The organism is Pseudonocardia thermophila (assembly GCF_900142365.1).
GTDB classification, from domain to species: domain Bacteria; phylum Actinomycetota; class Actinomycetes; order Mycobacteriales; family Pseudonocardiaceae; genus Pseudonocardia; species Pseudonocardia thermophila.
Genome location: NZ_FRAP01000009.1, coordinates 98533 through 111654, shown reverse-complemented (window position 1 = coordinate 111654; position 13122 = coordinate 98533). Strand labels below are relative to the sequence as shown.

Below are 13122 nucleotides of genomic sequence, written 5' to 3'. Positions count from 1 at the left end.
TCGGGAGGCGGGCAGCGCTGATCAGCTCCCTCGAGACGGAGGTGTCGGCAGGTGATCGAGGTCCCTCGGCCCGAGCATCCGCGCCCGACGGCGGTGCGCCCGCTGTGGCGCTGCTTGAACGGGCGCTGGGAGTTCGAGATCGACCAGGGCGACTCCGGGCTCGAGCGCGGGCTGCTCCACCGGCCGCTGAGCGGAGAGATCCTCGTGCCGTTCGCGCCGGAGTCGGCCGCCTCGGGGGTTGGCGTGACCGACTTCCTCGAGGCGGTCTGGTACGCCCGCGACGTCGAGATCCCGGCCGAGTGGACCGGACACCGGGTGCTGCTGCACTTCGGCGCCGTCGACCACGACGCCACTGTGTGGGCCGACGGCGTGGAGGTGACGCGCCACCGCGGCGGGTTCTCGTCGTTCACCGCCGACCTGGGGGAGCGGGCCGGGCAGACCGTGCGGATCGTCGTGCGGGCCCGCGACAGCCGGCACGGGGTGCAGGCCCGCGGCAAGCAGTCCACGCGGTACGCCAACGCGGACTGCCACTACACCCGCACGACCGGGATCTGGCAGACGGTCTGGCTGGAGGCGGTCCCGCCGCTGCACGTGCGGAGCCTGCGGATCACGCCGAACCTGGCGGCCGGCTCGGTCACCGTCGCCGCCCCGTTGAGCGCGAACCGGCCGGGGCACCGGCTCGTGGTCACGCTCGCCGACGACGCCGGACCGGTCGCGTCCGCCGAGTCGCGTGCCGACCTGGACCTGACCCCGACCGTCACGGTGATCGTGCCGCCGGAGCGGCTGCGGCCCTGGTCACCGCGCGACCCGCACCTCTACGACGTCACGGTGCGGCTCGTCGGCGCCGCGGGCGAGGTGATCGACGAAGTGCGCAGCTACACCGGCATCCGTTCGGTCGCCATCGACGGCAAGCGGCTGCTGCTCAACGGTGAGCCGGTGTTCCAGCGGCTCGTCCTCGACCAGGGCTGGTGGCCGGACACGTTGATGACCGCGCCGTCCGACGAGGCGCTCGTCCGGGACATCGAGCTGGCGCAGGCCGCCGGGTTCAACGGGGCCCGCCTGCACCAGAAGGTGTTCGAGGAGCGGTTCCTCTACCACGCCGACCGCCTCGGCTACCTCGTGTGGGGCGAGTTCGGCGACTGGGGCGCTGCGGGGCACGGGCCGGCCGGGGACAACCAGCAGCCGACCGCGTCGTACGTGACGCAGTGGCTGGAAGTGCTGGCCCGCGACCACAACCACCCGGCGATCGTCGGGTGGTGCCCCCTCAACGAGACCTACCAGGTGCTGCACGACCGCATCACCGTGCTCGACGACGTCACGCGCGCGATGTTCCTGGCCGCGAAGCTGGCCGACCCGACCCGGCCGGTGATCGACGCGTCCGGGTACTCGCACCGCGTCGCTGAAACAGACGTCTACGACGCCCACCTGTACGAGCAGGACCCGGCGCGGTTCGCCGAGCTGGTCGAGGGCCTCGCCGAGGACGCGCCGTTCGTCAACACCCACGAGGACCGCAGCATCTCCCTGCCGTACGCCGGGCAGCCGTACTTCATCTCGGAGTTCGGCGGGATCTGGTGGGACCCGGACGCCGCCCGCGACCCCGGTGCCGGCGCGGACCGGGAGCGGTCGTGGGGCTACGGCGACCGCGTGCGCGACGAGGAGGAGTGGCACGAGCGCTTCGCCGGGCTGACCGGGGTGCTGCTCGCCGATCCGGACATGTTCGGCTACTGCTACACCCAGCTCACCGACGTCATGCAGGAGCGCAACGGCATCTACCGGTTCGACCGCACGCCCAAGCTGGACGTCGAGCGGGTGCGGGCGGCCCAGCTGCGGCCTGCGGCGAGCGAGGCCCGGCGGCCGGAGGGCTGAGCCGGGCCGGCCCGGCTCCGGGCGCGCTGCGAATCCCGCACACCGTCTCGCGAGTCGCGCGTTTCGTCCGGCGAGTCCGGCACTCCAGCCGGCGAGTTCTGCGATTTGCCCGCTGAGTTCGGCGTCGCACACCCGGCGAGCCCGTACTCGCTCGGCCCGGCACAGCGGCCATGGGCCGCCGGAACGCGCAGGTCGTACGGCCGAACGGGGGACTCGACGGCAGGAGGCGATGCTCGCCGAACCGCACGACTCGACTCACGGAGCGCGGGGCCGGCGGGCAAGACGCGGCACTGGCTGTGCTGTGTGCGCGACTCGCTGGCCGAAACGCGCGACTCGCCGGGCGAGCTGCGGGACTCGCGTACCCGCCTGCGTCTCCACGACCCCCACCGCGGAGCAGGTGATCCACACTGCGGGGGAGTTCCGCCCTCGCCAGGACGCCGTAGGGTCGTCGCCGATGGACCCGCTGCTCCCCACCGATCCGCGCACCATCGGCCCGTTCCGGGTCGACGGGCGGATCGGCGCCGGGGGCATGGGACAGGTCTATCGCGGCACCGACCCCCACGGCCGCCGGGTCGCGATCAAGGTCGCGCACGCCGAGCTGGTCACCGACGCGAAGTTCCGCGAGCGGTTCCGCCGCGAGATCCGCATGGCTTCGGCGATCCCGCCGTGGTTCACCGCCGCGGTGCTCGCCGCCGATCCCGACGCCTCGCCGCCGTGGCTGGCCACGGCGTTCGTCGACGGCCCGTCGCTGGAGGACCGGGTCCGCGAGGGCGGGCCGCTCCCGTCCGCCCAGGCCACGCAGCTGGGGGCACGGCTGGCCGCCGGGCTCGCCATCGTCCACGCCACCGGCCTGGTCCACCGCGACCTCAAGCCGTCCAACGTGATCCTCTCCTCAGACGGCCCCCGGCTGATCGACTTCGGCATCGCCCGCGGTCTGTTCCCCGCGGGGCTCACCGGCACCGGGCACCTCATGGGCACCCCGTCGTTCATGTCGCCGGAACAGGCGGCGGGCGCCCGCGACGTCGGCCCGCCGTCCGATGTGTTCGCCCTCGGCACCCTCCTCGTCTACGCCGCCACCGGCGCCTCTCCGTTCGACGCCCCGACGGTCGCCGGCACGATCTACAAGATCGTCAACACCACGCCGGACCTCTCCGCCCTGCCCGAGCCGCTCCGCTCGACCGTGCAGCGCTGCCTCGTCCGCGATCCCGCCGCCCGCCCGACCGCTGTCCAGGTCCGCGACGCACTCGGCGGCGCCGCGTTCGAGCCGCCCCCGTCGGTGACGGTGCCGCTGGTCCGCCGTCCGGCCCCACCCGAGCCGCCCCCCGAGCGAACCCGTGCGCCCGACCCGCCGCCGCAGCGCCGCCGCACCTGGCTGATCGCGGTCGCCGCCCTGCTCGCCATCGTCGTGGCCGGCGCAGTCCTGGCGCTGCGCGGCTCGGCCGGCCCGGCCCCGGTCGACGCCCGACCCGGCACCGACGCCGTCGTGTTCCGCAGCCCGTCGGGCAACATCGGCTGCCGCATCGCCGCCGGAGAGGCCCGCTGCGACGTCGGCGAACACACCTGGACGGTGCCCGCCCGCCCCGCCGACTGCACCGGCGCCTGGGCGGCCGGTGCAGTCGTCACCGGTGACGCACCCGGCGCGCTGACCTGCGCCACCGACGCCATCGGCTTCGACGGCGCCGTCCTGGGCTACGGCGAGGCGGTGCGGCTCGACGCACTGACGTGCGTGAGCCGTCCGTCCGGCGTGCGCTGCGAGAACGCCGCCACCCTGCACGGGTTCACGGTCTCGCGCACCACCTTCGAACTGTTCTAGCTCGAGATCCGGTGGGTCACCCGCCCCGCCACCGTGGTGAGCAGCACCTCCGTCGCCCGCAGATCCGGGCTGACCGTGAGATCGCCGGTCACGACGGTGAGATCGGCGACGTCCCCCTCGGTCAGCGCCGCCCGGCCCCCGCACGACGCCGCCACCGCCACCGCCAGCGGCAGCGCCTGCTCGGGGTGCCACGGTGGGCGCTCGTCGTCGGTGCGCGTGACCGCCGACGCGATCCCGTCCCACGGGTCCAGCGGCGCGACGGGCGCGTCGGAGCCGAACAGGAGCGTCACCCCGGTCGCGTGCAGGCTCGCGTACGGGTACGCGTGCGCGGTGCGGTCGGCCCACCACCGGTCGGCGACGTCGCGGTCGTCCGGCTGGTGCGCGGGCTGCACGCTCGCGGTGATCCCGAGCTCCGCGAACCGCGCGACGTCGCGGGGGCGCACCAGCTGCGCATGCTCGATGCGCCCCCGGGTGCCGACGGCGGCGAACGCGTCCAGCGCGACCGCGGCCGCGGCGTCCCCGATCGCGTGCACGGCCGAGCTGATCCCGTGCGCTGCCGCGTGAGCGATCAGCGACGTGAGCTCGGGCAGCGGCAGCGCCAGATGGCCGCGGGAGTCCGTGCCCGGGTACGGCGTGCAGCACCACGCCGTGCGGGTGTTGAGCGACCCGTCGACGAACAGCTTCAACGGCCCCACCGTCACCAGCGGGTCGGTCAGCACGTGGCCGGTGCGGTGCCCGCGGGCGATCGCGGTGTCGAGCAGGTGCCGGGAGATCACGCAGCCCACCCGCGTGGCGAGCGGCCGCTGTTCCGCCCGCCGGACCCAGTCCGCGGCGGTGTCGCCGTACTCGAAGTCGTCGATCGCGGTCACCCCGCGCGCGGCTGCCGCAGCGAGCGCGTCGTGCACCCAGGCGTCGGTGGTGGCGGTGTCGGGCGCGGGCAGCGCCGCCGTGGCGCGGTAGCAGTCCTCCTCGACGAGCACACCGGTCGGGTGGTCGAGCCCGATCGCGACGAGCGCGGCGGGGGAGAGCCACAACGTGTGCAGGTCCTGGCTGGTCAGAGCCACCGGGCGGTCGGGGAGCGCCGCGGCCAGCAGGTCCTTGTGCGGCTCGTCGGGCCACAGCGCGTCGCGGAACCCGCTGCCGATGACGAAGTCCGTGCCGGGCCCCGCGGCCGCCGCCACCCGGGCCACCGCGTCGGCGGCGGAGCGGGCACCGTCCAGCGGGATGCGCCGGCGCGCGGACGCCCACTGCCCGAGGTGGACGTGCGCGTCGCGCAACCCCGGCAGGATCGTGCCGCCGTCGCCGTCGAACACCTCGGCAGCGCCGGACGCCCCGGTGCCGGCCGGCCGGATCGCGGTGATCACCCCGCCGTCCGCCCCGCCGCCCACCCTGTCGTCCACCTCGACGTCGACGACCGGTCCGCCCGGCCCGTTGCGGACGTTCCTGATCAGCACCAGGCGAGGTTAGACAGTGCGTCAGCGCACCGTGCAGGCCCGCTCCGCCTCCGCGGTGAGCTCTACCCGGCCGTCGGTCGCGCACAGTCCGCGCATCAGGCCGCTGCGCAGGATCTTCGCCGACGGCACGGTCAGCTCCACCGCCTGCAGATCGACCAGCATCTGCGAGTACGCGACGGACATGAGCCGCGTGCCGCACTTCGCCGTCATCTCCCGCGGCGCGTTCGAGGCCAGCACCCGCTGCAGCGCCTCCGCGCCCGCGACGAAGTCGGTCTCGGCCTGGCGCAGCGCCGCGACCAGCGAGTCGGTGATCGCGGTGCGGGCGGCGTCGCAGTCGCGCTTCTCCTGCTGCTCGGCCCGCACCGCCTGCGCCTCGGCGGTGTTCGCGGTGGGGGTGCCCTCGATCGCCCGGGCGCAGCCGCCCGATACCGCGGCGGCCAGCACTGCCGCGAGGACGGCTCGCGCGACCGGTTGGGCGGAGCGGGACGATCCGGCGGTGAACATGCGCAGAACCTACGACCCGAACGAGTGACGCGCCTGCGTATGCCTACGGGCGTCGAGGTGCTGCTGCACCCAGTCGGCGACGTCACCCCGGCGGAGCGCGACGGCCAGCAGATCGGGGAACGCGTCCGGGGTGCAGGCGAACACCGGGATGCCCAGCCCGGCCAGCGCCGCGGCGTTCTCCTTGTCGGAGACCGGCGCCCCGTCGTCGGACAGCGCGAGCAGCACCAGCACCTGCACCCCCGCGGCGTGCAGCGCGGCGATGCGGCGCAGCATCTGCTCCTCGTCCCCGCCCTCGAACAGATCGGTGACCAGAACGAACAGCGTGTCGCGGGGCTTGGTGATCAGCTCGGCGCAGTACGCGACGGCCAGGTTGATGTCGGTACCGCCGCCCAGCTGCGTGCCGAACAGCAGCTCGACCGGATCGTCGAGGCGGTCGGACAGGTCCACGACCGCGGTGTCGAACACCACCAACGACGTCCGCAGGGTACGGATCGTCGCCAGCACCGCGCCGAACACCGCCGCGTACACCACGGAGGTGGCCATCGACCCGGACTGGTCGATCGCGAGTACGACCTCCCGCTCCAGCGCCTGTCGGCGACGCGGGTACCCGATCAGCCGCTCCGGCACCACCGTGCGGTGCTCGGGCAGGTAGTTCCGCAGGTTCGCCATCACCGTGGCGCCCAGGTCGATGTCCGACGGGCGGGGCCGGCGGGTGCGGGCGGCCCGGTCGAGCGCACCGCTCACCGCCGAGCGGGTGCGCTCGGCGATCCGCCGCTCGATCTCCTCGACGACGCGCGCCACCACCTGGCGGGCCGTCTCCCGCGTGGTCTCCGGCATCACCCGGTTCAGGCTCAGCAGGGTGCTCGCCAGGTGCACGTCCGGCTTCATCGCCGAGAGCAGCTCAGGTTCGAGCAGCAACCGGTGCAGGCCCAGCCGGTCGATCGCGTCGCGCTGCATCACCTGCACCACCGTCGACGGGAAGTAGGTGCGGATGTCGCCCAGCCAACGCGCCACCGACGGCGCGGACCGGCCGAGGCCACCCCTGCGGCGCTCAGCCGGGTCATCGCCGGAGAAGTCCTCGCCCGCGTCGGGTTCGGGCCGGTCGTAGAGGGCACCGAGGGCCTCGTCGATGCGGACGTCCTCGGGGCCGAGACCAGGGCCCTCTCCGAGCATCGGTCCGGTCGCCTCCCCGGCGTCGGCCTCGGTTCCGGCGCCGGGCTCGTCCTCGAGCCCCAGCTGCTCCTCCGTGCCGGGCCCGAGGAGCAGCCGCCACCGCCGTTTCCGCTCGGTCACCGCGCACCTCTCAGCAACGCCGCCACTGCGGCGACGGCCGGTGCGGCGCGGCGATCGTCCACCGCCTCGTCCGCCGGGCCCGCCTGCCTGCCGTCGAGCGCGCCCACCGCGCGCGCCACCTCCTCCCGCTCGGCCCGGGAGTACTGGCCGAACGTGCGGCGCAGCAGCGGCAGCACCACCACGAAGTCCTCCTCCGCCAGACCCGTCACCCACTCGTCGATCAGTGCGACGAGCTCCTGATCGTGGGCCAGCAGCAGCCCGCCGCCGGACAGCAGCCCCTCCACCCACGCGGCCTGCGCCGCCGGTGGCACGCCGATCGACAGCTGGGCGGACAGCCGTCGCGCCACCTCGTCGTGGCCGAGCACGCCGCCGTCGGCGAGCAGCCGCACGATCCGCCCGGCGAGCAGGCCGTGCACGTCGCGGCGATCGACGAGGCCGCGCAGCGCGGCGGTCCAGCGGGCGAGGTCCTCCCGCTCGTTGAACAGGGCCAGCGCGGCGTGGACCCCGTCGACGGCGGTGCGCATCTCGCGAGCCGCGTCTTCGCCGAGCCCGGTGACCGCCGCCGGTAGTCCCGCACAGATCCGCACGAGCAACGCCTCGACGATCCCGCGCAGCGCCGCGGTGTCGGTGCCGCGCACGTCGCCGTAGCGCTGCGCCCGCACCAGCGGCGGCAGCGCGGTCATCAGGTGCACGACGTCGACGTCCAGCGCGGCCTTCTCGTCGAGCGTCCGCAGCACGTCGGGCAGCGCCTCGGGCAGGTCGGTGAGCAGCACCTTCTCAACGGTGCGGGTGACCTCCACCAGGTCGGTGGCGGTCGCGGCGTCGTGGACGAGCCGGGCTGCGGCCGCACCCGCGACCGTGGTGCCGAACCGAGCCGCGTCGATCACCGCGACCGCCAGTTCCGGCCGCCAGCGCACGTCCCACGTCTCCCGGAACGTGCCGGTCGAGGCCACATCGTCCGCGGCGGGCGTGCCCCAGTCGATCCCCAGCACGGCGAGCCGGTGCAGCAGCTGGGAGCGGCCGCGGTCGGTGTCGCGGCGCAGGTCCAGCGCCAGCCTGCGGCCCACCGGCTCGCGCTTGAGCCGCAGCTTGCGCGCCTGCGCGACGAGGTCCACCTCCAGCGGCACGGCGGGGGTGTCCTGGGGCACCGAGCCCAGCCGCTCGCCGACCACCAGGTCGTTCGTCACGTACCGCAGCGGCACCGGATCGCCCTCGCACAGCACGGCCAGCGCGGCCTCCTGCACCTCCGCCAGCCCGGGCAGCGAACGGCCGCGCAGCGCGGCGAGCGCCTCCGCCAGCCGCACCGCCTCGATCACGTGCGCGGACGACACCGGCAGGTCCCGTTCCCGCAGCACCGCCGCCACCTTCGTGAACCACCGCGCCACCGGCTCGTCGGGCGCGGTGAACAGGTGGTCGTACCAGCCGGGGGAGTCGACGCCCGCCCCGTAGCCCGACGACGACGCGAGCCGCGCGTGCGTGAACGGAACCCAGGTCAACGCGGCCTTGCGCTTCGGCAGACCGCGCAGGATCCGGGTGTCGGCGGCCGCGGGCGGCAGCGGCTCGGCCAGCGCCGGGCCGTGCCAGGCGCCGCACACGACGGCGACCGGACCGTCGACCTCCTTCAGCACGGCGCGCAGCGTGCGCCGCATGTACGCCTCGCGCCGCTGCTCCCACACGTCCTCCTCGGGCGCGTCGCGGCGCAGCTCGGTCATCGCCTCCAGCAGCGTCGGGAACGGCGACTCGGCGTCGAGGGTGCGCGATTCGACGACCGCGTCCCACCAGCGTTCGGGATCGTCGTGGCCGGCGGCCCTGGCCAGCTCGGCGATCGGGTCGACGGGCCGGGCCCGCCGCCGCGGGGGCGGTTCGGTGACCCGCGCCAGCACCGACGCCGACGGCAGGTCGCAGAACCGCACCCCCACATCGTGCGCGAGTGCCCAGCGCAGCGCCTGCCACTCCGGGGAGAACCCGGCGAACGGCCAGAACACCGACGTCTGCGGTGCGTCCGGCGCGTAGGCCAGTAGTGCCACCGGAGGCGCCATGCCCTCGGCCGCGGCGAGGTGCGCGATCGGGTCGGCGTCGGCCGGACCCTCGATCACCACGGCGGCGGGCTGCAACCGATCCAGCTCGGCCAGCACCGAGCGGGCCGAACCGGGTCCGTGGTGGCGGACGCCGAGGACCACGATCCGGCTCACTCGTCGTCCCGGCAGGCCCGGTAGAAGTCGCCCCAGCCCTCCCGCTCGCGCACCACGGCCTCCAGGTACTCCGTCCACGCCACCTGGTCGCCGACCGGGTCCTTCACGACCGCACCGCGGATGCCGGAGGCCACGTCAGCGGCCCGCAGGACGCCGTCGCCGAAGTGCGTGGCCAGGGCCATGCCGCTGGTCACGACGGAGATCGCCTCGGCCGTCGAGAGCGTGCCCGACGGCGACTTGATCGCCGTGCGGCCGTCGGCCGTGGCGCCGGAGCGCAGCTCGCGGAACACCCGCACGACCCGGCGGATCTCCTCCATCGCCGACGGCACCGGCGGCAGCTCCAGCGATGCGCCCAGCTCCGCGACCCGGCGGGCGACGATCTCGACCTCCTGGTCCTCGGTGGCGGGCAGCGGCAGCACGACCGTGTTGAAGCGGCGGCGCAGCGCCGAGGACAGCTCGTTGACGCCGCGGTCGCGGTCGTTCGCGGTGGCGATCACCGTGAAGCCCTTCACCGCCTGCACCTGGGTGCCCAGCTCGGGGATCGGCAGGGTCTTCTCCGACAGGATCGTGATCAGCGCGTCCTGGACCTCGGACGGGATGCGGGTCAACTCCTCGACGCGGGCGACGCGGCCCTCCGCCATCGCGGTGAGGATCGGCGACGGCACCAGCGCCTCCCGACTAGGGCCCTCGGCGAGCAGCCGTGCGTAGTTCCAGCCGTAGCGGATCGCGTCCTCCGACGTTCCGGACGTGCCCTGCACGAGCAGCGTCGAGTCACCCGACACGGCCGCAGCCAGGTGCTCGGACACCCACGTCTTCGCGGTGCCGGGCACGCCGAGCAGCAGCAGCGCCCGGTCGGTGGCCAGGGTGGCGACGGCAACCTCCATCAGCCGCCGCGGGCCCACGTACTTCGGGGTGATCACGGTGCCGTCGGGGAGCGTGGTGCCGAGCAGGTAGTCGACGACGGCGCGGGGCGAGAGCCGCCACGACGGGGGTCGGGGCCGGTCGTCCTGCGCGGCGAGCGCGGCTAGCTCGTCCGCGTAGGCCTGCTCGGCGTGCGGGCGAAGCAGATCGGTGCTGGTCACGAGGGGTCAACCTTCGGTTCGGATCGCTCGGTGAGTTCGTGCTGGAACGTCCGCCGCACCTGCAGCACGGCAGCCAGGCCGCGCAGCGTGGCCGGCCACACGGTCATCTCGGGTGCCCGGCGGGACAACGCCTCGACGGTGTCGGCGACGTCGGCGGGCAGCCCGGGGCCGGCCAGCCGGACCAGCTCGCGGTGGGCGAGCGTGACCGGTTCGCCGTACGAGAGCGCAGCGGCCAGCCGGGCGAGCACGACGTCGGCGAGGACGTCCGGCCAGGGGGCCGGGCAGTTGGCCAGCTCGGCCAGGTGCAGCTGGCCCGGGTCGGTGCGCAGCAGGCGCGCGACGCGCTCGGCCCGCTCGTGCGGGGGCAGGGCGGCGGCCAGCTCGTCGTCGGGCACCCAGACGGACAGCAGGAACGCCGGGCCGCGGGTGTCCGCCCGCGGGGGATCGGCCAGCAGCGCGTCGATCCAGTGCCGATCGCCCTCGCGGCGGACAGCGATCCGCCAGCCGGCGTGCACCTCGAGGGCGAGATCGCCGGTGGCGGCGCGGGTGAGAGCGGCGGGATCGTGGTCGCGCCACGCTGCGAGCGGAGCCCGGGCGATCACCTGAAGCAGCCACCACACCGGCGGGGAGAGCTCCACGCCCCGCGGAGGCTGTTCGGTGACGCCGTCGCGGCCCAGCTGCGGGGTCCACTCGGTCGGCGGATCGGGATCGAGCTCGAGGCCGCGCTCGCCGCGGCGCACCCGCAGCGCCGCCCGGGCACGCTCGGCCGCGCGGCGCGCGAACTCGCTGTCGGGCAGCAGCGCGAGCAGGTCCGCCGCGGTGGCCCGCACCGCGCCCGCGCGGTCGTCCAGCGCCGCCTCGAGGAACGGTTCGTCGGCGGGGGAGAGGCCGGTGCGCAGCGTCGCGATGAACGCCGCGCGGTCGTCGCCGGTCTCCTCCGCCCAGGCGGCGGCGAGCAGCTCGCGGGCAGCGGCCGGATCGGCGGAGCGCAGAGCGGCCAGGTGGGCACGTCGGGCGGCGCGGGTGCCGGTGGCCCACACCTGCGGATCGGCCGGGTCAGCGGGACGGTCGGCGAGCCAGGCCCAGTCCCCGCGGAACCGGGCCAGCCAGCGGCCGCGCCGCCCGCAGACCTGTGCCGCGAGCGGCCGCAGATCGGGCCCGTGCGTGGCCGCGTCGAGCAGGGCGGGCAGGTCCGGCGGCGGCACGATCCGGCCCGCGTCGGCGGTGGCCTGCAGCAGCGCCGCCGTGATGAGCTCGTCGGTATCGGTCAGCCGCCGCACGAGGATGCGAGCGGCCCGGGCGGGGAGTTCGGGCGCGTCCTCCGGTCCCGCCGGCTCCGGCGGCTCGGCGGTGGGCGGGGGCGGGATCCGCCCGGCCCGGCGCCGGACGTCGAGCAGCGCGGCGGCGTCGAGCAGTGCGGCCGCGGGCTCCTCGGCGGAGACGGCGTCGACGTGGTCGGCGGCGGCGCCGGGCAGCTGGGTGACGGCGACGGGCCGGGTGCCGGTGCCCACCGTCGCCGCGGCGACCAGTTCGTCCCAGGTGGTCACCACCACCCCCACCGGCGCGCGGGTTCCGGCTCGGTGCCGAGCCGGACGGCGCGGTCGCCGTGCCAGCAGGTGAGCGGGCGCAGGGCGCTGCCCGTCCACTCCCCGGCCACGGGCACGGGCTCGCCACCGGACGTGGCGACGAGCGGCCAGATGTCCACCCCGGACAGCTCCAGCGGCAGTGCGCCGTCGCCGCTGTGCAGCTCCCACCCGGACCCGGACACCGGTACGCCGGTCAGCACCGCGGGCCACTCCACCAGCCACGGGTCCTCGGCGAGCGCGGCGGCGTAGTCGTCGAGGAACGCACCCACGTCGCCGGCTTCCGGGGCGCCGGCGCGACCGAGGTCGCCGTGCCGGACGCCGACCAGGGCGCGCAGCGGCTGGCCGGGGTAGAAGTGCAGGTCGGCGTCGAGGACGGTGCCGGGCAGCAGCACCGCGTCGGGGTGCGACGAGAGGCTGGTGCCGCCCGCGGCGAACAGCAGGACGAGCGCCCACCGTCCGGTGTCGGCGCCGCGCAGCCACACCCGGCGCGTCTCGACCCTGCCGTCCGCGCTGTCGCGGATCGCGTGCACCACCCACCGGTCGCGCACGCCCTGCCGGGCGAGCACCTCGTCCCGGGTCACCGTGTACCCGACGCGGGAGCGCACGGTGGCCGCCCGCTCGGGCGGCAGCGCCTCGATCCGGTGGTAGGCGCGCACCAGCAGACGCAGCCGGGCGTACTCAGCGAGCAGCCGGGCGGGCCAGCCCGACCCGGACGCCGGAGTGCCCGCGCTGCGGCGCACCAGGTTCGCCGCTCCCGGGGCCTGCGCGTCGACCAGACGGGCCGCCATCCGCTCGACGCCCGCGTCGCCGGCGGTCTGCGCGAGGCCGGTGCGGACCCGGTCGCGCAGCCAGCGGTCCAGCTCGGCGAGGCCGTCGCAGACCCGCCGGTGCCGCTCGGCCGCCCGTTTGGCCGCGGCCGCCTCGTCGCGCTGTCGGGGCCGCTCACCGGACGCGGCAGCGTCGCGGGCGCGCAGCCAGTCGGCCGCGAACGGCGGCACGGCCGGGTCGTCCGGCACGAGCTGCCGCGACCAGAGCAGCAGCAGCGCCAGCGCGTGCTTGCACGGGGTCTTCCCCGCTGTCTTCCCCGCCTTCTTCTGCGCTGCGCACGTACAGGTGAACGCCGGACCCTCCAGGTCGACGGCGACCCGGCGAGCACTGCGCCCCGTGCCGTACACGCCCCACACGACGCGGTCGCCCGCGCCGTAGGCCTGCCACCGGGTGGGGTCGGTGGCGCCGATCGCCTGCCGTATCGACCCGCGGTCGGGCGCGAGCGCCGCCACCCGGTCCGTGCCCCACCGTTCCCGCACGCCCGCACGGTATCCGGCGGGCCGG

The 13122-nt window shown here is 75.5% G+C and carries 9 protein-coding genes; 2 read left to right on the top strand and 7 right to left on the bottom strand.

Going from position 1 to position 13122, the window contains the following annotated elements:
- The first annotated feature begins 51 nt into the window (after positions 1-51).
- A complete protein-coding gene (locus BUE41_RS13440) occupies positions 52-1866 on the top strand; it encodes a glycoside hydrolase family 2 protein (RefSeq protein WP_073457417.1) in 1815 nt (604 codons plus the stop codon).
- A 454-nt stretch (positions 1867-2320) separates the two neighbouring features.
- Entirely contained in the window at positions 2321-3679 is a 1359-nt protein-coding gene (locus BUE41_RS13435) for a serine/threonine-protein kinase (RefSeq protein WP_073457416.1), read from the top strand.
- Here BUE41_RS13435 and BUE41_RS13430 read toward each other — a convergent pair.
- The 7 genes from BUE41_RS13430 to BUE41_RS13400 are packed head-to-tail and all read right to left on the bottom strand — an operon-like array spanning position 3676 to position 13097.
- A complete protein-coding gene (locus tag BUE41_RS13430) occupies positions 3676-5133 on the bottom strand; it encodes an amidohydrolase (RefSeq protein ID WP_234997231.1) in 1458 nt (485 codons plus the stop codon). The genes BUE41_RS13435 and BUE41_RS13430 overlap by 4 nt on opposite strands.
- A 21-nt stretch (positions 5134-5154) precedes the next feature.
- Complete coding sequence (locus tag BUE41_RS13425) at positions 5155-5637, bottom strand: hypothetical protein (protein WP_073457414.1); 483 nt, start codon at positions 5635-5637, stop codon at positions 5155-5157.
- Between the two features lie 9 nt (positions 5638-5646).
- Entirely contained in the window at positions 5647-6930 is a 1284-nt protein-coding gene (locus tag BUE41_RS13420; protein ID WP_073457413.1) for a VWA domain-containing protein, read from the bottom strand.
- Complete coding sequence (locus BUE41_RS13415; protein WP_084754910.1) at positions 6927-9122, bottom strand: DUF5682 family protein; 2196 nt, start codon at positions 9120-9122, stop codon at positions 6927-6929. Before BUE41_RS13415 ends, BUE41_RS13420 begins: the two co-directional genes overlap by 4 nt.
- Positions 9119-10204 (bottom strand): ATP-binding protein, encoded by a 1086-nt coding sequence (locus tag BUE41_RS13410; RefSeq protein ID WP_073457412.1) that lies wholly within the window; start codon positions 10202-10204, stop codon positions 9119-9121. The genes BUE41_RS13415 and BUE41_RS13410 overlap by 4 nt, the downstream gene beginning before the upstream one ends.
- Positions 10201-11751, bottom strand: coding sequence for a DUF5691 domain-containing protein (locus BUE41_RS13405; RefSeq protein ID WP_143172133.1), 1551 nt, complete (start codon positions 11749-11751; stop codon positions 10201-10203). Before BUE41_RS13405 ends, BUE41_RS13410 begins: the two co-directional genes overlap by 4 nt.
- Positions 11748-13097, bottom strand: a complete 1350-nt coding sequence (locus BUE41_RS13400) for an SWIM zinc finger family protein (RefSeq protein ID WP_073457410.1) — start codon at positions 13095-13097, stop codon at positions 11748-11750. The genes BUE41_RS13405 and BUE41_RS13400 overlap by 4 nt, the downstream gene beginning before the upstream one ends.
- Positions 13098-13122: the final 25 nt, after the last annotated feature.